A 19,829-nucleotide genomic window follows, 5' to 3' on the forward strand; every position below is an offset into this window, starting at 1 on the left:
TAACCTTCTGTAAGTAACTTTTCTATTATACAAAACACCTTGAGTAAAATGAAACAAATAACATCAGCTTTTTCATAAATAAATCAAACACTTTTTCTTTTTAGTTAATTGGCTTTCTGATACAATACTTTTAGACTAGAAAGGTTGAAAACTATGACATTTATCAGAAAACTGCTTGTACTGACTATAACCTTGATCGTAGGCTTCTGGCTGGGCACATCCGGTATTCTTAATGGAACGACCGTCGGAAACTGGATGAACACCATCGTCAGCTATCTTCCGTCATCAGGAGACTTTGACCGCCTTGATCTGTCATTTGACCAGACCCCTTTTATAAATAATTCATTTACTCTACCCTCTTCCAGTTCTAACGACGAAGAACTGGAAGCTCCTTCCGTTTCCAGTGATCAAGCTGATGATATCGATGTGGACCTTATCGAGAATACTATCATCCGTCTAGTCAATGAACTTCGTGATGAGCAGGGAGTCGGAACTCTGACCAGCAATGATATGCTTCGATCAGCAGCTACCATTCGAGCAATCGAAACAGAGGAACTGTTTTCTCATACACGACCAGACGGGTCTGATGCGTTTGCCGTGTTCGATGAGGAAGGCATTCACTACCCTTACAGAGTCGCCGGTGAAAACTTAGGTATGGCCACTCATTATCTGAGTGATGAAGAAATGGCTGAACTGATCTTTAACGGCTGGGTCGAAAGTGAAGGACACTATGAGAATATGATCCGTCCTGATTTTGAAGAAATTGGAGTCGGGGTACACTATGATGGTGAATATCTTTACGCCACACAGTTGTTTGGAACCCAACGTTAATTGTTCTCTAAAGAATTATGACTTACGACTGGAGAGAATCTTATCTAATATAAAAAAACCGTCGAGTCCTGGATGATTTGTCCGTGGCTCAACGGTTTTTTCCTTTTTAGAGCTCTGATTTTTGGTTTAGATGAATGGGGTGGGTGACTCGGTAAGTTTTCTTCATTGGGTTGGTTCTAAGCCCCGTCTTACAATGCACTCGACAAGATTTCACACACTCAGTTGGTTCCAAAAGCATTATAAAGTGAAAGCACCAAGAATCCGCCTTAACGATAACTGCTCATTACTTACAATGCTTTCAGCTGGCGCCTAGTCAGCTTCCGCCTTATTTATATAAATCAGGGCGTCTGTCTCTGAAGACCCCAATATCATCCCGTACCGTACGCAGTTGTGACAAATCAAGATCAGCTGTCAGTATTAATTCATCTTCTCCTGAGCCAGCCAGCACTTGTCCTAGTGGATCATATATAGTTGAGTGTCCGCAGAACGACAGTTGATCTGTTTTTCCGACACTATTTACACCCACAACAAAAAACTGGTTTTCGATTGCCCTAGCTTTAAGCAGTGCCTGCCAAACTTCTGATCTCGGGTGGGGCCAGGCTGCAGGAACAAATAAGATTTCTACCTCTTTTAAAGCCATCATTCTTATCCACTCTACAAACCTTAAATCATAACAAGTCGCAACGCCTATTGTTACACCATCCAATTCAAAGATACCTAGCTTGTTTCCTGATTCAAATACAGTATGCTCATCTGCAGGTGAAAAGAGATGGACTTTATCGTACGCATGCACCAAAGTCCCTTCCCTGTCAAAGCTGTAACTTGTGTTGTAGTAGCCGCCATCTTTCTTGACAGCAACTGAGCCACCGACGATGTTGATTTGATACTTGCGTGCCAATTTACTCAGAAAACTTTGGGTGTCATGCCCTTCCTCGTCTGCAGTAGCACTCATATTGTCAGGAAAGAATGATACATTCCACATTTCGGGAAGAACGATGGTACCCGGCTTACTAGACTCCACAGCTTCTTCAATCAACTTACTGATTCTGTCCCTGTTTTTATCAGGATCATTAAATGCTACATCCATTTGAATCGCACTGACCTTCACACTGTTTCCTCCTCATTAGTACTCCGCTTCGATTTTCTGAACTTCTTCATATAAATAACGATTGACTGGACAATCCAGATCAGACTCTTCGGCCTTTTTCAGAATAGTTCCTGAAAACAGCTCCACTTCTGATAGACGCTTGGCCAGGCCATCCTGTCTCATTGAGGGCATGCCATCCGAATCTACGGTGTCTATAATGTCGAAAGCCTTTTGTACATGTTCGTGCTCCAGACTGACCCCCTCTGCTTGAGCAATCTTTACTACTTCCTCCATGGCGGATCTCGCCTGATCATGATATTCCCCGCCTGTTTGAACACCACCAAAATTCGATTGGTTGACCATGACCACCTGGTTTACGCCAACGTTCATCATGAACTTCTCCCAAATTTTTAAAGTAATATTTTCCTCGACTGCATAAGGAAACTGAGCTTCCTCAAAGATCGACTTAACTGCATCCAGTCTTTTCTGTTTATCTGGACTGTCCACTCCAATCTGGAGCCAGCCTTTTACTTTGGACCGGACATCCTGACCATCTCGTGTTGCATCCATTCCTATCGCTACCGTAGGAATAATTTTTTCATGACCAAACTCACACCCAAGAATACCCTCGCTGGAAATTCCATTGATTAACGATAGGATTGTAGACTCTTCTCCTACTTGATTTTTCATAGATTCCAGTGCGCTGTCAAGTGCCAGCGATTTCGTGCAGACTATGATCAGATCTGCAGGTGTACTCTTTTCGGATTCTAAAACGTAATTGAAATCACACGGGACACCGTTTAATGTCACTCCGCCACTTTCATATTTTTTCTTTCTTCCTTCATTTACCATCACTCTTACACGATCTTTTCCCAAAGCTTCTGACAAGTGCTGTCCATACAACACACCCAGAGCCCCTAATCCAACTATAGAAACTGTCTTCTCATTCATAACAAATCTCCCCGTATACTCATGTAAATTATTTTACTATCTTATCATATAATCAGACTAATTCAGACTTTAACGTAATTCCGAAAGAAGTCTCCCACTTCTAAACGTATGGGTACGAAGCACCAGTGAAAGTGGGAGATGAATTTCGGTCAAGCGATAGCTTGAAGTCGCGAACTTCCGTTTCATTTGGTATACTTCTTGTGTAGACGAAAACCAAGTCTATACTTAGGCGATAACCAAGCCTACTAAGTATTCCTTGGCATTAGCCAAGGAAAAGAAAACCTATGAGGCAGGGACTGCCTTTTGAGCCTACCCATATCCGATTCCTCTGTCTGCATGAATTTTGTGCAAACAAGAATGGAGTTCGTAGGAAGCTCCCACTTCAAAATCCAAAGGATTTAAGTGGTGGGTAGTTCACTTAAGCGGATCGCAGTAACAGGTCTATCCGGTCTGATCGAAATGGTCTTTTCATTAGGTCAGAGCTTCATGAGACAAGCGCCAATCTAACGTACCAGCTCAAGGGGAGTCATTCAAATCTCAAAGTTTAAACGTTCCTATAGTGAATACTGCTTATAAGAGTACTGCAAAAAAAAGCAGGAAAAGCAGAGAGATACTCTCAAGCTTTTCCTGCTTTCTGGGCTTTCATTATGTGTCTGATGACACGACAGCAGATTATTGACTTTACTTACATCATGCCGCCCATTCCGCTTGGACCCATTCCACCAGCAGGTCCATCATTTTCAGATGGGATTTCTGCTACAGCAGCTTCAGTCGTTAGTAATAGCGCTGAAACAGATGCTGCATTTTGTAACGCTGAACGGGTTACTTTAGTTGGGTCGATGATACCCGCTTGTACCATGTTGACCATTTCGCCTGTTGCTGCATTGAATCCAATGCCAGGCTCAACGTGTTTCAGACGTTCAACAATAACACTTCCGTCCAGACCAGCATTTGAAGCGATCTGACGAACAGGTTCTTCCAGTGCACGAAGGACGATTTTCACACCAGTTGCTTCGTCACCTTCAAGATCGATCGTTTCCAGTTTATCCAGAATGTTGATATAAGCTGTTCCACCACCGGCGATGACACCTTCTTCAACTGCAGCACGTGCAGCATTCAATGCATCTTCGATACGCAGTTTACGTTCTTTAATTTCAGTTTCAGTCGCTGCTCCGACTTTAATGACTGCAACGCCGCCTGCCATTTTAGCAATGCGTTCCTGCAGTTTTTCACGGTCGAATTCAGAGTTTGTTTCTTCAGCTTGAGCACGAAGCATCGCCACACGCTGTTCGATGTTCTCTTTTTCGCCAGCACCTTCAACAACAGTTGTGTGGTCTTTAGTTACAACAACTTTTCCTGCAGTACCCAGCTGATCGATCGTCACATCTTTAAGGTCCAGCCCAAGATCACTTGTGATGACTGTTCCGTTTGTCAAAATAGCGATGTCTTCCAGCATACCTTTACGACGGTCACCGAATCCCGGCGCTTTAACAGCTACAACGTTAAGCGTTCCGCGAATCTTGTTCAATACAAGTGTAGGCAGTGCTTCTCCTTCGATATCGTCTGCAATGATCAGAAGTGGACGATTCTGCTGCATGATATTTTCAAGAACAGGAAGGATTTCCTGTACTGAAGAAATCTTCTTGTCTGTAATCAGAATGTAAGGATTATCCAAGTTTGCTTCCATTTTCTCGTTATCCGTTACCATGTACTGAGACAGGTAGCCGCGATCGAACTGCATTCCTTCAACAACATCCAGTTCAGTTTCAATTCCTTGAGATTCCTCTATTGTGATAACGCCGTCGCTTCCCACACGTTCCATCGCATCTGCAAGCAGCTTACCGATCTCTTCGTCGCCAGATGAGATTGCAGCAATTTGCGCGATAGACTCTTTGTCTTCTACTTTAGTAGAGATGTCATGTAGAGCTTCGACTGCTTTTTTAGTTGCCAGTTCGATTCCGCGACGGATGCCTACAGGGTTAGCGCCTGCAGTCACGTTTTTCATTCCTTCATTGACGATTGCCTGGGTTAGAACAGTCGCAGTAGTTGTTCCGTCACCTGCGATATCGTTTGTTTTGCTTGCTACTTCAGCAACAAGCTGAGCACCCATATTTTCGAATTTGTCATCCAGTTCAATTTCCTTTGCGATGGTCACCCCATCATTAGTGATTTGAGGTGCGCCGAAAGATTTGTCCAAGATAACATTTCTACCTTTTGGTCCCAATGTCACTTTAACTGTATCCGCTAGTTTATCTACGCCACGCAGCATTGCTGCACGTGCATTTTCAGAAAATTTGATTTCTTTAGCCATGGTAATAATCGCTCCTTCAATATTATTTTTTTTAATGAATCAGTGGTTCAAATTAGTCAACGATTGCAATAATGTCTGTATCTTTAACTACTAGATAATCGGTTCCTTCATACTTGATTTCAGAACCGGCATACTTTTCAAAGATAACCTGATCGCCGACAGAAACTGATACGTCAGCTCGGCTTCCGTTATCAAGAAGTTTTCCGTCTCCAACAGCTACAACCACTGCTGACTGCGGCTTCTCTTTTGCTGAATCAGGTAAAACTAATCCGCTTGCAGTTTTCTCTTCTTCTTTCTTCACTTCAAGAAGTACACGATTTCCTAAAGGTTTTAACATGATGCAATCCCTCCAAAATAGTAGTTTTAATTTTTCACTAAAGATATAGTGAGATGTGAGTGTTAGCACTCTCGACCTCCGAGTGCTAACTACATTACCTAGTATATTCAAAACTGTGATTTCTTGCAAGTCCTAACTTTAATTTTTTTTGAAAAATTTACCCGGTGGAAAACGGCTGGTTTTTGTGTTAAATTACTATATATTGTGGGAATACCAATTAAAGGATGAACAACATGTCAGTTAATGATATTAATAAAAAAGCGGCTATTAACATGATCAGCCTGTTTCTTGCCGTACAGCTTGTTTCTGCTGTGATCCCTCTTTTCTTACCAGAAGATACAGGGATTGTCGGATTTCTCCTTCCATCCATGGTCCTGTTTTCATTAGGTGCCATCGGTATGATCGTGATCGAAAGAAGACAGCAGATGAAGTTTGAGTTTGAAGAACGATTCAGTAATAATACCGCCAGTATTCTTCTATGGGGACTGATAGGGATGTTTATTGCAATAGTCGTGCAGACTTTCGCAAGCATTATAGAAGTAAACTTTCTAGGCTCTTCTATGGAGTCAGAAAACACTCAGTTTATAATGGAAGTCGTCAGAAATTATCCGTTGTTTCTTCTCCTAGTTGGAATAGCAGGGCCAGTAATGGAAGAATTTGTTTTCAGAAAGGCAATGTTTGGTCTTCTGATTGATCGGATTGGCGGCATCGGAGCTGCAGTCATCAGTTCACTGCTCTTTGCATTCATTCACTTTGACGGTCTGCTCCTAGTGTACTCATCAATGGGACTGGTTTTTGCCTGGCTTTACTTCAAGACTAAAAACATATGGACACCAATTCTGGCACATTGTCTAATGAATGTGGCAGCTGTGCTGATCAACTTGTACTTTTCTTAAAAAACAAGTAGTTTAGAAAGGATTTATAATGACAGAAAAACAAATCATGTTTCAGATTGCCTTTAAGTATATATTCTTCCTGCTGTTCATGTTCTTTACGATCGATTCAGTCGCCAGCAGTGGATGGGGATTCTTCTCCTTCTTGTTTGCTCTCTTCGCTACAAAAGACTTTGTTCAGGGTACGAGGATGGCTGCAGCATATCTACGTATTAAAAAAAGCAAAAATAACAGCAAATAAAAAAGATCTTCAAAGCTTACGGACCAGATCAAGGTCTGCTTTGAAGATCTTTTTTTAATCATTGTAAAATAGGTCATTTAAAGGATTGTCATCTTCTTCAGGTTCAGCATTCTGATCAAAGTCCTGATAGTAATTGATGAAGTATATCAGCGTTTGCAGTTCATTGGTCAGGTCAACGTTGTGTACTCTGACTTCTTTCGGTACAGTCACACGTATTGGGGTGAAGTTCATAATACCTCTGACTCCACCTTTTACCAGCTTATCCGCCATCTCCTGGGCTATTTCAGAAGGTACTGTTAAAATCGCTACATCGATCTGCTGCATTTCAAGCTGATCGACCATTTCATTGATGTCATAGATAGGCACGCCCTGGTGGATCGTTCCAATCAGGTCATCTTTTACATCAAATCCGGCACTGATACGGATATTGTTGTTTCTGCGAAAATTGTAGTTTAATAAGGCTTGTCCAAGGTTACCCACACCAATCAATGCAACATTGGTCAAGCGGTCCTGGTTCAGTGTTTTACTGAAAAAATTCATTAAAGCTTCTACATCGTACCCGTAGCCTCTTTTACCTAAAGCACCGAAATACGAGAAATCGCGTCTGATCGTTGCACTATCCACTTTAACTGCTTCACTTAATTTAGCTGATGACACACGTTCTTTACCTGCCTCGTGTAGGAAACGCAAGTAGCGGTAGTATAATGGCAGTCTGCGTGCAGTAGCTTTCGGGATTTTCTTATCAGCCATTGTCATTCTCCTCGTCTCAATTCATTTAATAAACAGCTTCTCTGGATCTTATCAAACTTTTCCAAAGGGATATCTTATCTTACCTTGTGTATTCACAAACTTACATGAGATACCATTTTATATTATACCACTAATCCCTGTAAAATAAAGCATATAGGGTTTAAATTTGTTAAAGATTTCAATAAAATTCATTATTAAATCGTTTATTATTGAACAAGTTTTGGAGATTGTAAAAAAAGGAACAAGCCTAAAATCGTCCTATTTCTGAACCTTGCAGTTTTTTCAATTAGACTAGTCTATTCCTCCTCCTGTATGCTAAACTGTTAGATATTGACAGATGACTAGGTTAGAAAATGAGGAATAATATGATACTTTTACACACGCAAAAAATAGCAAGACATTTCGGTTCTGAAACTCTTTTCGATAATGTAAGCATGGAAATAAAGGAAAATGCCCGAATTGGTCTGGTGGGCAGAAACGGTGCCGGTAAAACGACCCTTCTCAATATCCTTTCCGGAAGAGAAGAACCGGATGAAGGGTTTGTTCATAGGAAAAAAGACTGCACCATCGGCTACCTTGACCAGCACACCGGTCTGGAATCTGACCTGACTATCTGGGAAGAGATGGAAAAACTGACTGAACCCATCAAGCAGATCGAAAGAGAGATGCATGCTATCGAGCAGCAGTTGAGTGATGAATCTCTCGACAAACAGTCAGACACCTATACAGATCTCCTGTCCAGGTATGATTTCCTGCAGCAGTCATTCAGGGAACATAACGGGTATGGCATCGAAAGCGAGATCCGTTCAGTACTTCACGGCTTTAGATATTATCCGGAAGATTACGATACCCCTATATCGAATTTATCAGGGGGGCAGAAAACCCGACTGGCGCTGGCCAAACTCCTTCTTGAGAAAAAGGATCTGCTTATTTTAGATGAGCCGACCAACCATTTGGATATAGACACATTATCATGGCTGGAAAGTTACCTCCAGAATTATTCCAAGGCTCTTCTCATTGTTTCCCATGATCGGTATTTTCTGGATAAAGTCGTCAAAAATATATACGAAGTCAGCCGGGGCTCTGTAGAAAATTACCCGGGAAACTATTCAAATTATCTGAAACAGAAAGCTGAAAAAATCAAGCGTGAATGGAAAGTCTTCGAGAAGCAGCAGAAGAAAATGGCTAAACTGGAAGACTTTGTGAACCGCAACCTGGTCCGTGCCTCTACAACGAAAAGAGCCCAGGCCAGAAGGAAGCAGCTCGAAAAGATGGATCCACTGGACAAGCCTCAAGGTGATGAAAAAAGTGCGCATTTCCAGTTCATTCCCGAACGGACTTCTGGTCAGGTTGTGCTTCAGACGGCTGATCTGGCAATCGGATACGATTCGATTCCATTGTCCGAACATATCAATCTCGATATCCGCAAGGAAGATTCCATTGCAGTGGTAGGTCCTAACGGGGTAGGTAAAACTACTCTCCTGAAGACACTTTATAAACTGATTCCGTCGATCAGTGGAGAGATCAAGTATGGAACGAAAGTCGATATGGGGTATTACGATCAAGAACAGACGACTTTAAATGACAAGAAGTCTGTACTGGATGAGGTCTGGGATGACCATCCACTGCTGTCTGAGCAATCTGTGCGAACCTTGCTGGGCTCCTTTCTATTCAGTGGGGAAGACGTCGATAAATCCATTTTTTCTTTAAGCGGTGGCGAGAAAGCCAGAGTTGCTCTGGCAAAACTGGCTCTCGAAAAAAACAATACGCTCTTACTTGATGAGCCGACTAACCACTTGGACATTGATTCAAAGGAAGTACTTGAGAATGCTCTGATCGATTTTGAAGGCACATTGCTGTTCGTCTCTCATGACCGTTACTTCATCAACAGGCTGGCTACAAAAGTCATTGAGCTGTCAGAAGATGGGGCTACACTTTATCTGGGGGATTATGATTATTACCTACAGAAAAAGGCTGAACTTGAGGCAATTGAGTCCATCGATTCTTCAAGTGACCTTACTGACACGACTGGTTCTCACTCTTTAGATAGCACCTCCGATCAGACCGCCAAACTGTCATTTGAAGCACAGAAAGAGCGTCAGAAAAAGGAGCGGAAACTCACTAGAGAAATTGAGCGAATCGAAAAGGAGCTCGAAGATTTGGAGGCTGCACTGCTGAATATTCAGCACGAACTCAGTCAGCCTGAAACTTTTTCTGACAGTTCCAAAACAGAACGGTTATCTAAGGAAAATGATACCCTTTTCAGTAAGCAGGAAAATCTGCTGATTGAATGGGAAACACTGCATGATACATTGGAAAACTTGTAAAACAAATAAAAAGACACCTTAACTAGTCTCAGCTGCAGAAAAGAGGATACGAATATGGATCAAATGGATTTGAAAATACTGCAGATTCTTCAGGAAAACGCCCGCGCATCTTTAAAAGAAATAGCTAGCGAGACCTATCTTTCCTCCCCTGCTATTTCTAATCGGATAGCTAAGCTGGAAAAAGAAGGATTTATCGATAAATACATGACTCGAGTCAATTTAAAAAAACTCGGCTATCATATACAGGCATTCATTCAGCTTGACTTAAGCCCGAACCAGAAGAAGGATTTCTACCCTTATATCGAACATGTGCCTAATGTACTGGAGTGCAACTGTGTAACTGGCGAGTTCTCGATGCTTATCAAAGTATCCTATCCAACAACTACAGAACTGGATGATTTCATCAACGACCTGCAGCAGTTCGGTAAGACCTATACACAGATCGTATTTTCTACTCCAGTTCCAACAAGAGGCCTGACCCTACACGATTTTGATGAATAAGACATAAGAAAAAAAGAGTGAAGCTAGAGCTGTTTACGCCACATATTACACAAGCAATGAGAGACTATCTGTTTAAGTTGGGGTCTCATTGCTTTTTTCTGTCCCTACGAGTACTAACTGTGCTGGAGTCCGAAATTTACTAAGCAAACTAGAGTAGTCTGGTGATATTTTTAATTTATGACAACGGATTGCTAGTCTATTGGTCAATGCGACCACTCAAGTGCTGCTGACTCAACGAGTGGGCGATTGTCGGGCATTTAATGCCCATTCAAACTCTACATCTCAGCCAGTGGACAATAGTTGGTTATGCATCTACTAAAGTAGATCATATCCATTCAGATATCCTTCTCTAAGTAGCAAAATTTATTTGCTTAATTAAAAACTCCCTATGCAGCCCTTAAAAATAGAATAAATAAGTAAAAAACCGTCGAGTCAGAACAGCTGACTCAACGGTGCAAAATTCATTTTGATTAAATTGCTTCTCGGTACCAATCAGATATCGTTACACTGACAAGCCCGGCTGTCCATTTAACGTAAAATCCGAATATTCCTCTTTTTCCAGCTGAACGAACGCTGCGGCGCCGATCATCGCCGCATTGTCTCCACATAAATTCAGAGGTGGGATAAGCAGCTCGACACCTGGCAGTTCCTTTCGTACAGCTTCTTCCAGTGATGTGCGCAGACCTTTATTGGCCGCAACACCTCCGGCCAGAATAAGCTGTTTTACCTTTTTATCCTTCGCCGCTCGTATTGTCTTATCGACTAGAACCTCTACTACTGCCGACTGAAAACTTGCAGCCAGATCATTCGCGTCCATTTCTTCTCCCTTTTGTCGGGCATTATGGACGGTATTAATAAATGAGCTTTTCAGCCCGCTGAAACTGAAATCGTAATTGTCTTCCTGAATCATCGCTCGGGGAAAGTCATAGGTATCTTCTCCCAGATGGGCCATTTCATCTATATGCTTGCCTCCAGGATATGGCACACCTATCACCCGCCCAATTTTATCGTAGGCTTCTCCTGCGGCATCATCACGTGTTTCTCCAACAATTTCAAATGAGTCCGGTCCAGACATATAAATCAACTCAGTATGCCCCCCGCTCACAACCAGGGACAACAGAGGGAAAGTCAGGCTGGATACCAGCTGGTTTGCAAAAATATGTCCTTTAATATGGTTGACTGCAATCAGTGGAAGGTTATGAGCAAACGCGATCGCTTTTGCTGCATTGACACCAATCAGCAGCGCACCGACCAGTCCCGGGCCTTCTGTTACAGCTACTGCATCAAGATCCGCATAAGACACGCCGGCCTCTTTCATTGCTTCTTCTATAATCAACGTAATCTGCTCCACGTGGTGGCGGCTGGCAATTTCCGGGACGACCCCTCCGAAGCGCTGATGGCTTTTAATTTGTGAGGCGACGATGTTTGACAGGATCGTGTCTCCATTCTTAATCACTGCTGCACTCGTTTCGTCACAACTTGTTTCAATAGCTAATATCAGCTTATTCGTCATCTTTTTCCTTCTTTCTAATATCACATATCATAATTATTGCATCTTCTTCAGGTTCATTATAGTATCCTTTTCTCCTGGAGATTTCCTTGAACTGATGGGCGACATAAAAATTCCGGGCTGTAAAATTAGATTCTCTGACTTCGAGAAAAAGAATCTTAACCCCATTTGCGCGGCAGTGTGTTTTATAGGCTTCAATCAATTGAGATGCTACTCTCTGATTCTGAAAGGCTGGTTCTACTGCAATAGAGTAAACTTCAGCTTCATCAAGAATAATCTTCCCACCGACATAACCCACTGGCTGTTCCTCAATTTCCGCTATGAAAAATGTCAGGTCAGATCGGGTTACAGTTTGTTCATACTCTTCTTCTGTCCAAGGTGACCCATGGGCAAATGCCTCTTCTGCTAGTCTATAGAAGTCATGCCCCAATTCTTCATCTGGCTGATAAAGACGGACCCTGACCTTTCTGTTTTTCATAAGCGGTGCCTCTTTCTATTTCTGTTAATCTGTTAACTGCTTGATTCTAAAGCTCATTTCCAGCGCATCTTCATGATCGTTAGCATAGTAATTTTTCTTTATTCGACCTTTTTCAAATCCAAGCGTGGTATAAAGACTCTGTGCTGTCTCATTAGAGACTCTTACTTCCAGAGTAACCTCTGAAATCTCTTCTTTTTCCGCGATCTTGATTATCTCTCTCAGTAAATACGTCGCGATTCCTTTGTTCTGATAATCAGGGACAGTTGCGATGTTTGTAATATGTGCTTCCTGTCCAACGACCCAGGCTCCAACAAACGCGACGGCTTCTTCCTCTTCATAGACTACAATGTAAAAAGCATTTTTATTGTACCTTATTTCGTGTAAGATCGCCGACCTGTTCCATGGTGTCTGTCCGTTGTAGCACCTTTTTTCAATCATGAGAATACTGTTGACATCCTCTTCTTTTGCAATTCGGCTGCTTAAAAACCGTTCATCAGAAAGTGGATAGAAAGGCTGATCCAGTCTGATTCGTGCAGCTATTGGAACGAATGTCCGTGTCGTCGTCTTTGTAACTCTGTCGGAAAACCAGTCTTTAAAGTTTCTCAATCCACCCGCCTCCTTGGGCATGTTCAGGATGGGCGTCCATCCAGTTTTGTTCGGCTTCAGCGCGTTTCAGGTATTCGGGTTCAAATAAATGGGCCGGTTCAGGTTGATGATATTGGCCGAGTTCAATTGCTACACTCGCTCTAGGATAGTGACGACTGGAGGGGAGTGTAATGAGACGGTCGCCAAGCTTTGACTTGAATGTTTCAAAATGACGGGCAGCATCCTGTCCGACCAGCTGTACCGTTCCTTCCAGCGTACTCAGATAGGCAGCCCAGGTTTCCGCAGATATATGAGTGTCGTTTTCTACTGCAGAGAACCCAGTGTTTTCATATTTATATAGCCCTGTATAGATGTTTCCTCTTCTTGCATCGAATACAGGAACGATAAAGCTGTCGGGAACTCTCTCACCATTCCCTGCCAGAATATGCAGACTGGAAAGACCAACGAGCTCGGCATTCAGACTATAAGCCAGTGTCTTTGCGACGGTCACTCCTATTCTTACTCCTGTATATGAACCCGGGCCTCTGGCGACGACCACTCGTTCAATGTCCTTTGGTTTCCATCCTGCTTCGCTGACCAGCTCTTCTATGGCCGGCATCAGTTGAACACTATGATTTCTTTTAATATTTACTGTCTTTTCCAAAACCAGTTCAGTTCCATCAGTCAATGCAACAGACATGACCTGGTTGGACGTATCAATCCCGAGAGTTTTCATGCTACAGCTCCTCAATCCCTATCTATTTAAATTTAGTTTAGCATATTTTATCTGTCTTGAGAAACGAATCAGTATGTGACAAATCGTTTCTTTTGAATTATTTGTACATAGTCCTTACAATAAAATTGAAATGTGAAAGATTATCTTAATTGAAAGGTGGAGAAACAGATGGATGAAAATAAAGACAGTTTGAAACATAAGGCTAAAGGAGCTAAGGATAAAGCAGTAGGTGGAATAAAGGACTCTTTTGGTGATGCGATTGACGACAAAGGAAAGCAGGCCGAAGGAAAAGCTCAGAAAGCTAAAGGACATGTTCATGATGCAGTCGGGGACGCTAAGGAAGACCGCAACAGAGACTGATTGTTGCCGATTAAAATTCTTGTCCAGCTTCGGTTCTCAATGACTGAGGCTGGATTTACTTATATCCTACACGAACTGGGAGGAGATTAAATATGAGCAAAATACTGATTACAGGTGCAACAGGTCTGATTGGAACGAACCTGACAAAACATTTAAAAGAGTCGCATGATCTAGTACTGGCGGACATCGATTTTTCTGATTTTCCTGAAGAACTGAAAGACGGGGCTAAGCTAGTAGAAGCTGACTTGTCCAAGATCGACAAGTGGGAGGATGCACTGGACGGTGTTGAATATGTGATTCAACTGGCAGGAAACCCTAATCCGGACGCAGATTTTTATGATGAACTAGTGGATCTGAACTATGTGCTTCCTCAGAATTTATATAAACAGGCTGAGAAATCTTCTTCTTTGAAACGAATTATTTTTGCTAGTTCGATTCATGCAAGTGATGCCTATCCGCACAACGTTCAGGTAAAAACAACGGACCAGGTCAGGCCCGATGACTTGTATGGCGTATCCAAAGCCTATCTCGAAGCACTGGCCAGTTATTATGCCTATAAAAAAGGGATCGAGTCGGTTGGGATTCGAATTGGGGATTACAAAGATGATGAAAGTGAGCTGGATCCTGATGCAGACTTTTATTCAATGGGCATGTACTTCTCGGCTCGTGATATGAACCATCTGATCGACTGCTGTCTGAAAGCTGAACTGGAGGAACCCTATCTGCTGGTCAACGGGGTATCCAACAATGCCTTCCCGAGACTGGATATCGATTCTGCACGAGTAAAATTGGGCTATACTCCACAAGATGATGCCTTTGCTATTCTAAATAAACGATAACCCATTTCCATCTATCAGAAAAGACCTGCTTCCTAATGAGCAGGTCTTTTCTAATTCACATAGTCAATACTCGTTACGTACTCTCCCGGACAATCAGTTTCGTTGAGGTGATGACAGTCTTCGTAACATCACGTCCATCCTGTATCCGTTCATGCAGCAGCTGTATCCCGCTGCTACCCATTTCTTCGGTATACACCTTAACTGTAGTCAGGGATGGTGTAATGTATTTTGCTGTAGAGATATCGTTAAAGCCGATAAGACTCATGTCTTCAGGGACTTTAATATTTTTTTCATATAGAGCCTTCAGGCAGCCGATCGCAATCGCATCGTTTGCCGCAATGAAAGCCGTTGGACGCTCGTTTTTATCTAGCTGCTCCAGTACCTTTAGCATATTCTTTCTGCCATCTTCCACGCGGAATTCACCAACCTGAAAATAATCAGATGAATAAATCCGCTTGCGCTTCAGATATTCTCGCATCGTCTTTTCACGAGGGTCGATCCAGTTACCTGTCCCGTCACTGAAGGATTCTTCCCCTCCGATGAAGCCGATACGCTTATGCCCCTGCTTGATCAGGTATTCGATGTTTCCCTTGATGGCATCTTTGAAATTGACCAATACACAGTCAACATCTGCTTGAGGCTTGAAATCAACAAAACACAAAGGAAGCTCTTTATCCCGAAACTGCTTCACCTGATGCTGACTGTATTTCCCAATAGCCAGTATACCAGCCAGATTGTCATGATCGATCAGTTCATCCTGATCATATAGTCGTATGAAATCGTAACCGAGCTCCTGGGCTTTTTTTTCAGCACTTATTCGGATCGACATGTAATAGAGGTCGTTCAGTTCCTCAGACTCACTGACCCAGTTGACAATGGCGATTGTCCCTTTTTTTCTAGTCATTACTTTCTTGTGACTTCGGTATTCCAAAGCTTCTGCCGCTTCGAATATCCGCTTTTTTGTTTCTTCGCCTACAGACAAGGTCGGATCATAATTGAGCACTCGGGACACAGTAGAAGTTGATACACCAGCTTTTTTTGCAATGTCTTTAAGTGTCGCCATCCCTTCCCTCCTAAAATGATAGATTCCTGATCAAAAGGTTCAGTCTGCTCTTACACCGAACTGGTAAGTCGTCTGCGACGTAAATGTCTCACCGGGTCTTAAAATGATGTTGCCGAATCCAGGTTGATTGACCGCATCCGGAAGGGTTTGAGTCTCCAGAGTGATTCCAGCATATTGACCAGCCGGTTCACCTTGAATCTCAAAGTCGTCCACTTCCGCATTATGTGTAAAGATAACGACACTGTTGCAGTCTGTAAAGAATTTCACTTCTCTACCTGATTCAGGATCGAACAGAATCCCTTCCGGTCCGTCACTTTTTCCGCTTAAGACAAATGGATGATCTAACCCGGATAAAGGTGAGATTTGCGGATGATCAGCCAGTACGGCCTCTTTAACCGCTTTGAAGGATGTAAAGTCAAAAGGTGTCCCTTCTACCTTATCCAACTCTCCTTTTGGCAGGTTTTCTTCTCCCAGTGGCGCAAAAAGATCACTGTTAAGCATCAGCTGATGATCCAGAATCGACTTTTTGATGTCCCCAGTCAAATTAAAGTAGACATGATTCGTCGGATTGAACAATGTTGGAGCATCTGTTTCTGCCTGATAATCAATTATCCATTCATCTTCTTCTGTCAATGTATACGTGACAGTTACTGATAGATTTCCAGGGAATCTGTTTTCCCCTGCAGGGCTGTTAAAAGTAAAAATCAGACTTGCACGCGAGTCACTTTCTTCAGTTCTGACTTCCCATAACTTCGTATCGAAGCCTTCTGGTCCACCGTGAAGCAGATTTTCTCCCTCGTTGACATCCAGCTGATAATCGATCCCGCTTAGTGTAAACTGACCTCTAGTGATCCGACCGGCAACTCTTCCAATTGTTGCACCGTAAAATGGACGATGGGCAATAAAATCTTCGAGATTTTCTACATTCAACGTGATATTCTCTCTGTTTCCATTCTTATCCGGTGTGACTATTTTAGTCAGTGTGGCTCCGAACGGCATGGCACTGATTGCTACCCCTTTACTGTTAGTTAGTGTATATTCAAGTACGTCTACTCCATCAACTTTTCCATAACTTTTACTAGTAATCTCCATATTCTTTCCTCCCGTTTGTTTACCGATTAAATTAATACGTTCCCATTATACCTTTTTTAAGTGAGTGATAAACCGTTTAAAGGCTTCTTTTCCATTATGATCTGTCTTGAATACTCCTGCATCCTTGAGTACCTGTAAAAACACTTCTCCGACAGCTTTATCAACGATATTCCCGACAGTTTCTTCGGTTATTTCATGTTCGATTTTCAGCTCGTCAGCCCACGACTGATGGACGGGATCAACTGCATCGACTCTTCCCAGCAGATAGTCGCGGACCTGGTTCAGTTCGTCCTTTAATCGGGGGGGCAAGATCGCCAGACCCATTACTTCAATTAAGCCTATATTCTCCTTTTTAATGTGCTGAACGGGTGGATGAGGATGAAAGATCCCATCTGGATAGGATTCAGATGTCCGATTATTCCGGAGAACCAGATCCAGTTCAAAAGCCTCCCCTTTTCTACGGGCAATCGGAGTTACAGCATTATGTGGGACTCCATCTGTTTCGGATAATAAATCTACGGATTCATCCGAGTAGCCTTCCCAGACCGACATTACTTTTTCTGCGGCTTTTATCAGACTGTTCTTAGATTCACTCGTTATACGAATCACTGACATCGGCCACTTAATGACAGCCGCCTTGACATCGGTCATTCCATCGAGTTCGAAAGAAAACCTTTCTTCAGCACGCTCCAGCGGAAACGTATGGCGTCCACCCTGATAGTGATCATGAGACAGAATCGATCCACCGACGATTGGCAGACCAGCATTCGATCCTACAAAATAATGCGGCAGGACGGTCAATATATCCATCAGGTTTCTGACTGCCTGTATCCCGACATTCATTTCACGATGTGCGTGTGAAAGAAAGATACAGTGCTCATCATAATAAGCATACGGTGAGTACTGGAATCCCCAGTCTTCCTCACCGACAGTCATGCGAATGATTCGGTGGTTCGCCCGACCCGGGTGAGACAAGTGCCCTTCATATCCTTCATTCTCCATACAAAGCATGCACTTCGGATAATTCGGCTTTTTCTTTCCGGCTCTAGCAATCTCCTTTGGATCTTTTTCGGGCTTGGAAAGATTGATTGTAATTTCAAGCTCGCCATAATCTGTTTCATGTGTATACTCTATATTTTTAGCTATTTCTCTTGTCTTGATGTAATTGGTCTGTCGGCTCAGCCCAAAAAATTGATCTGTAGCTTTTTTGGGACTTTGTCTGTAATTTTCCCAGAACTGCAGATTGACTTGCGACGGGGCAGGAGTAATTAGATCCATCACTTTTGCACCAAATACATCCTTAGAGGAAGGCAGGTCTTCGATCTGATCGGTTGAAACAGCGTAATTTATCAGTTCGTCCAGTAGCTCCAACGCGGTATTTTTCCTATCTGAAGGGGACAGATTTTCCAATGCATCCACTTTCAGCAACGCAGCCAGTCTGTTGGCTAGATAAATTCTGTCTGTCTGATGAACGAGGCCCGACTTTACCTGGGACTCTACAAAGTCAGCAATCGTCTGATTAATCCCACGTGTAGTGTGTATCTTAGTCATTGTTCACCCATTCCTTTGTGCCATCTTCCGTTTCTGCAATATAAAACTCTGCTTCATATCCAATTTCTTCCTTGAATCCCTGACCCACCTGAGCGATAAACTCATCGACGTGATTATCCTCGACGATGGCAATACAGCAGCCTCCAAAGCCTCCGCCTGTCATACGAGCACCAACTGTGCCTTTCTGCTGCCAGGCCAGCCTCACCAGAAGATCCGTTTCTCTGACAGTCACCTCATAATCTTGATGAAGGGACTCGTGAGATTCATTCATATACTGACCGAACGCCTTCAGGTCATTATTCTTCAGAGCCTCTGCAGCCCGTTCAGTCCTTGCACTTTCATAGACAGCATGTCTTGCCCGTCTGAGCAGAATCTCATCTGATATGACACGTTTGTGCGCCTCAAAGGCCTCTTCTGTCAGTTCACCTAAACTCCTGACATTCACTGCTGTCTGAAGCTGCTCTAACGCCGTCTCACACTGCTCACGACGGGTATTGTATTCAGAATCGACCAGCTCTCTTCTGGTCATTGAATTCATGATGACTATTTTATGATCGGGCAGATCGACTGGAATCTCTTCGAATTCCAGTGTGTTTGTATCAAGAAGCAGTGCACTGCCTGCTTTGGACATGCCGATAGCAAACTGATCCAGAATGCCTGAATTCAGTCCTAAAAATTCATTTTCAGTCCGCATCCCCAGTTTGACTAGGTCCAGCTGATCGATGTCAAGCGAGAACAGGTCTCTGACGATCACTCCAGTCAGTAGTTCAAGAGAGGCAGAAGATGAAAGAGACGCTCCATTAGGAATAGTCCCATAAATATACAAGTCGAACCCCTGGGTCAGTTTTCCAGTTTTTTCTTGTATATAATTGATCATTCCCTTAACATAATTCAGCCAGTTGTCTTCTTTTTTATAGGTAAGATCATCAAGATCAGCTGTCAGAATGCCCACTTCCGGAAAGTTTCCGGAATACGCCTGAATCATCTGATCTTCCCTTTTCTTAACAACTCCGTATGTTCCCATAGTAATTGCGCATGGAAACACTTTTCCGCCATTATAGTCAGTGTGCTCGCCTATCAGATTGATTCGTCCTGGAGAAAAGAAAACCTGATTTCCTTCATACCCGAAAGCTTCTTTAAACCCCTCCAGCAGTTCATTCCTGTTCATAATTAATCGCTCCTCTACTTGTAGTCAGTAACATTGTAACCCTTTTAGTAAAACTATACAAGTAAATTTACTAAACTTCTTTGTGTATAATAAATCAGTCTCTGGATGGATAGTAAAACCTTTGTCAGTAGTGTAAACTACTAGTATTAAGATGAAATCTAGCATCAAAATGTGACAGACCATTCATTATTCACAAAGAACTCACATAACATTAGTCC

At 42.7% G+C, this 19,829-nt stretch carries 20 protein-coding genes; 7 read left to right on the forward strand and 13 right to left on the reverse strand.

The features are described from left to right. The first annotated feature begins 153 nt into the window (after nt 1–153). Complete coding sequence (locus tag ABFX15_RS05590; RefSeq protein WP_346024495.1) at nt 154–831, forward strand: CAP domain-containing protein; 678 nt, start codon at nt 154–156, stop codon at nt 829–831. A 325-nt stretch (nt 832–1,156) separates the two neighbouring features. Here the strand turns inward: ABFX15_RS05590 and ABFX15_RS05595 are convergent, their stop codons facing one another. The 4 genes from ABFX15_RS05595 to groES all read right to left on the reverse strand — a co-directional run bounded on the left by ABFX15_RS05595 (nt 1,157) and on the right by groES (nt 5,517). After that, on the reverse strand, nt 1,157–1,939 hold the full coding sequence (locus tag ABFX15_RS05595) for a carbon-nitrogen family hydrolase (RefSeq protein WP_346024496.1): 783 nt from the start codon (nt 1,937–1,939) through the stop codon (nt 1,157–1,159). 15 nt (nt 1,940–1,954) lie between these two features. Then, nucleotides 1,955–2,869, reverse strand: a complete 915-nt coding sequence (locus ABFX15_RS05600; protein WP_346024497.1) for a ketopantoate reductase family protein — start codon at nt 2,867–2,869, stop codon at nt 1,955–1,957. Nucleotides 2,870–3,554: 685 nt separating this feature from the next. After that, nucleotides 3,555–5,180 (reverse strand): chaperonin GroEL, encoded by a 1,626-nt coding sequence (groL, locus tag ABFX15_RS05605; protein ID WP_346024498.1) that lies wholly within the window; start codon nt 5,178–5,180, stop codon nt 3,555–3,557. A 52-nt stretch (nt 5,181–5,232) separates the two neighbouring features. Then, complete coding sequence (gene groES, locus ABFX15_RS05610) at nt 5,233–5,517, reverse strand: co-chaperone GroES (RefSeq protein ID WP_091266237.1); 285 nt, start codon at nt 5,515–5,517, stop codon at nt 5,233–5,235. Between the two features lie 233 nt (nt 5,518–5,750). Between groES and ABFX15_RS05615 the strand changes: the two genes are divergently transcribed. Together ABFX15_RS05615 and ABFX15_RS05620 are read left to right on the forward strand one after the other, a co-directional pair. Further along, nucleotides 5,751–6,413, forward strand: a complete 663-nt coding sequence (locus ABFX15_RS05615) for a CPBP family intramembrane glutamic endopeptidase (protein WP_346024499.1) — start codon at nt 5,751–5,753, stop codon at nt 6,411–6,413. Nucleotides 6,414–6,441: 28 nt separating this feature from the next. Further along, entirely contained in the window at nt 6,442–6,651 is a 210-nt protein-coding gene (locus ABFX15_RS05620; protein WP_091266229.1) for a DUF4305 domain-containing protein, read from the forward strand. 54 nt (nt 6,652–6,705) lie between these two features. Here the strand turns inward: ABFX15_RS05620 and ABFX15_RS05625 are convergent, their stop codons facing one another. Continuing rightward, nucleotides 6,706–7,401, reverse strand: coding sequence for a redox-sensing transcriptional repressor Rex (locus ABFX15_RS05625; RefSeq protein WP_346024500.1), 696 nt, complete (start codon nt 7,399–7,401; stop codon nt 6,706–6,708). Nucleotides 7,402–7,766: 365 nt separating this feature from the next. On the opposite strand from ABFX15_RS05625, the gene ABFX15_RS05630 reads away from it, so the two are divergent. Next, nucleotides 7,767–9,728: an ABC-F family ATP-binding cassette domain-containing protein gene (locus ABFX15_RS05630; RefSeq protein WP_346024501.1), complete on the forward strand. Its 1,962-nt coding sequence runs from the start codon at nt 7,767–7,769 to the stop codon at nt 9,726–9,728. 54 nt (nt 9,729–9,782) lie between these two features. Further along, entirely contained in the window at nt 9,783–10,229 is a 447-nt protein-coding gene (locus ABFX15_RS05635; RefSeq protein WP_346024502.1) for an Lrp/AsnC family transcriptional regulator, read from the forward strand. A gap of 502 nt (nt 10,230–10,731) precedes the next feature. On the opposite strand, the gene tsaD is transcribed toward ABFX15_RS05635, so the two are convergent. The 4 genes from tsaD to tsaB are packed head-to-tail and all read right to left on the reverse strand — an operon-like array spanning nt 10,732 to nt 13,538. Further along, on the reverse strand, nt 10,732–11,742 hold the full coding sequence (gene tsaD / locus ABFX15_RS05640; RefSeq protein ID WP_091266215.1) for a tRNA (adenosine(37)-N6)-threonylcarbamoyltransferase complex transferase subunit TsaD: 1,011 nt from the start codon (nt 11,740–11,742) through the stop codon (nt 10,732–10,734). After that, entirely contained in the window at nt 11,732–12,217 is a 486-nt protein-coding gene (gene rimI / locus ABFX15_RS05645; RefSeq protein WP_091266212.1) for a ribosomal protein S18-alanine N-acetyltransferase, read from the reverse strand. Before rimI (ABFX15_RS05645) ends, tsaD begins: the two co-directional genes overlap by 11 nt. A gap of 24 nt (nt 12,218–12,241) precedes the next feature. Then, the gene (gene rimI, locus ABFX15_RS05650; protein ID WP_346024503.1) at nt 12,242–12,823 is read right to left on the reverse strand and encodes a ribosomal protein S18-alanine N-acetyltransferase; all 582 of its coding nucleotides are present in this window, start codon (nt 12,821–12,823) and stop codon (nt 12,242–12,244) included. Further along, nucleotides 12,810–13,538, reverse strand: coding sequence for a tRNA (adenosine(37)-N6)-threonylcarbamoyltransferase complex dimerization subunit type 1 TsaB (tsaB, locus tag ABFX15_RS05655; protein WP_346024504.1), 729 nt, complete (start codon nt 13,536–13,538; stop codon nt 12,810–12,812). Before tsaB ends, rimI (ABFX15_RS05650) begins: the two co-directional genes overlap by 14 nt. A gap of 168 nt (nt 13,539–13,706) precedes the next feature. Between tsaB and ABFX15_RS05660 the strand changes: the two genes are divergently transcribed. Further along, on the forward strand, nt 13,707–13,898 hold the full coding sequence (locus ABFX15_RS05660) for a CsbD family protein (protein ID WP_346024505.1): 192 nt from the start codon (nt 13,707–13,709) through the stop codon (nt 13,896–13,898). Nucleotides 13,899–13,990: 92 nt separating this feature from the next. Continuing rightward, nucleotides 13,991–14,737 carry an NAD-dependent epimerase/dehydratase family protein gene (locus ABFX15_RS05665; RefSeq protein ID WP_346024506.1) on the forward strand — a complete coding sequence of 249 codons (747 nt, stop codon included), beginning with the start codon at nt 13,991–13,993 and terminating at the stop codon, nt 14,735–14,737. 73 nt (nt 14,738–14,810) lie between these two features. On the opposite strand, the gene ABFX15_RS05670 is transcribed toward ABFX15_RS05665, so the two are convergent. The 4 genes from ABFX15_RS05670 to ABFX15_RS05685 are packed head-to-tail and all read right to left on the reverse strand — an operon-like array spanning nt 14,811 to nt 19,611. After that, nucleotides 14,811–15,800, reverse strand: a complete 990-nt coding sequence (locus ABFX15_RS05670) for a LacI family DNA-binding transcriptional regulator (protein ID WP_346024507.1) — start codon at nt 15,798–15,800, stop codon at nt 14,811–14,813. A gap of 39 nt (nt 15,801–15,839) precedes the next feature. After that, nucleotides 15,840–16,892, reverse strand: a complete 1,053-nt coding sequence (locus ABFX15_RS05675; protein WP_346024508.1) for an aldose epimerase family protein — start codon at nt 16,890–16,892, stop codon at nt 15,840–15,842. A 45-nt stretch (nt 16,893–16,937) separates the two neighbouring features. Further along, a complete protein-coding gene (gene galT / locus ABFX15_RS05680) occupies nt 16,938–18,443 on the reverse strand; it encodes a UDP-glucose--hexose-1-phosphate uridylyltransferase (protein ID WP_346024509.1) in 1,506 nt (501 codons plus the stop codon). After that, complete coding sequence (locus ABFX15_RS05685) at nt 18,436–19,611, reverse strand: galactokinase (protein ID WP_346024510.1); 1,176 nt, start codon at nt 19,609–19,611, stop codon at nt 18,436–18,438. Before ABFX15_RS05685 ends, galT begins: the two co-directional genes overlap by 8 nt. Nucleotides 19,612–19,829: the final 218 nt, after the last annotated feature.

It is taken from the genome of Alkalibacterium indicireducens, assembly GCF_039522005.1.
GTDB lineage: Bacteria > Bacillota > Bacilli > Lactobacillales > Carnobacteriaceae_A > Alkalibacterium > Alkalibacterium indicireducens.

Excerpts from the sequence above, each read along its gene's own strand:
- tsaD (WP_091266215.1), bottom strand. The coding sequence starts at position 11,742 with ATGACGAATAAGCTGATATTAGCTATTGAAACAAGTTGTGACGAAACG.
- groES (WP_091266237.1), bottom strand. The coding sequence starts at position 5,517 with ATGTTAAAACCTTTAGGAAATCGTGTACTTCTTGAAGTGAAGAAAGAA.
- galT (WP_346024509.1), bottom strand. The coding sequence starts at position 18,443 with ATGACTAAGATACACACTACACGTGGGATTAATCAGACGATTGCTGAC.
- ABFX15_RS05635 (WP_346024502.1), top strand. The coding sequence starts at position 9,783 with ATGGATCAAATGGATTTGAAAATACTGCAGATTCTTCAGGAAAACGCC.
- ABFX15_RS05685 (WP_346024510.1), bottom strand. The coding sequence starts at position 19,611 with ATGAACAGGAATGAACTGCTGGAGGGGTTTAAAGAAGCTTTCGGGTAT.
- ABFX15_RS05660 (WP_346024505.1), top strand. The coding sequence starts at position 13,707 with ATGGATGAAAATAAAGACAGTTTGAAACATAAGGCTAAAGGAGCTAAG.
- ABFX15_RS05600 (WP_346024497.1), bottom strand. The coding sequence starts at position 2,869 with ATGAATGAGAAGACAGTTTCTATAGTTGGATTAGGGGCTCTGGGTGTG.
- ABFX15_RS05590 (WP_346024495.1), top strand. The coding sequence starts at position 154 with ATGACATTTATCAGAAAACTGCTTGTACTGACTATAACCTTGATCGTA.
- ABFX15_RS05670 (WP_346024507.1), bottom strand. The coding sequence starts at position 15,800 with ATGGCGACACTTAAAGACATTGCAAAAAAAGCTGGTGTATCAACTTCT.
- ABFX15_RS05675 (WP_346024508.1), bottom strand. The coding sequence starts at position 16,892 with ATGGAGATTACTAGTAAAAGTTATGGAAAAGTTGATGGAGTAGACGTA.
- groL (WP_346024498.1), bottom strand. The coding sequence starts at position 5,180 with ATGGCTAAAGAAATCAAATTTTCTGAAAATGCACGTGCAGCAATGCTG.
- tsaB (WP_346024504.1), bottom strand. The coding sequence starts at position 13,538 with ATGAAAACTCTCGGGATTGATACGTCCAACCAGGTCATGTCTGTTGCA.
- ABFX15_RS05665 (WP_346024506.1), top strand. The coding sequence starts at position 13,991 with ATGAGCAAAATACTGATTACAGGTGCAACAGGTCTGATTGGAACGAAC.
- ABFX15_RS05630 (WP_346024501.1), top strand. The coding sequence starts at position 7,767 with ATGATACTTTTACACACGCAAAAAATAGCAAGACATTTCGGTTCTGAA.
- ABFX15_RS05625 (WP_346024500.1), bottom strand. The coding sequence starts at position 7,401 with ATGGCTGATAAGAAAATCCCGAAAGCTACTGCACGCAGACTGCCATTA.
- rimI (WP_091266212.1), bottom strand. The coding sequence starts at position 12,217 with ATGAAAAACAGAAAGGTCAGGGTCCGTCTTTATCAGCCAGATGAAGAA.
- ABFX15_RS05615 (WP_346024499.1), top strand. The coding sequence starts at position 5,751 with ATGTCAGTTAATGATATTAATAAAAAAGCGGCTATTAACATGATCAGC.
- ABFX15_RS05620 (WP_091266229.1), top strand. The coding sequence starts at position 6,442 with ATGACAGAAAAACAAATCATGTTTCAGATTGCCTTTAAGTATATATTC.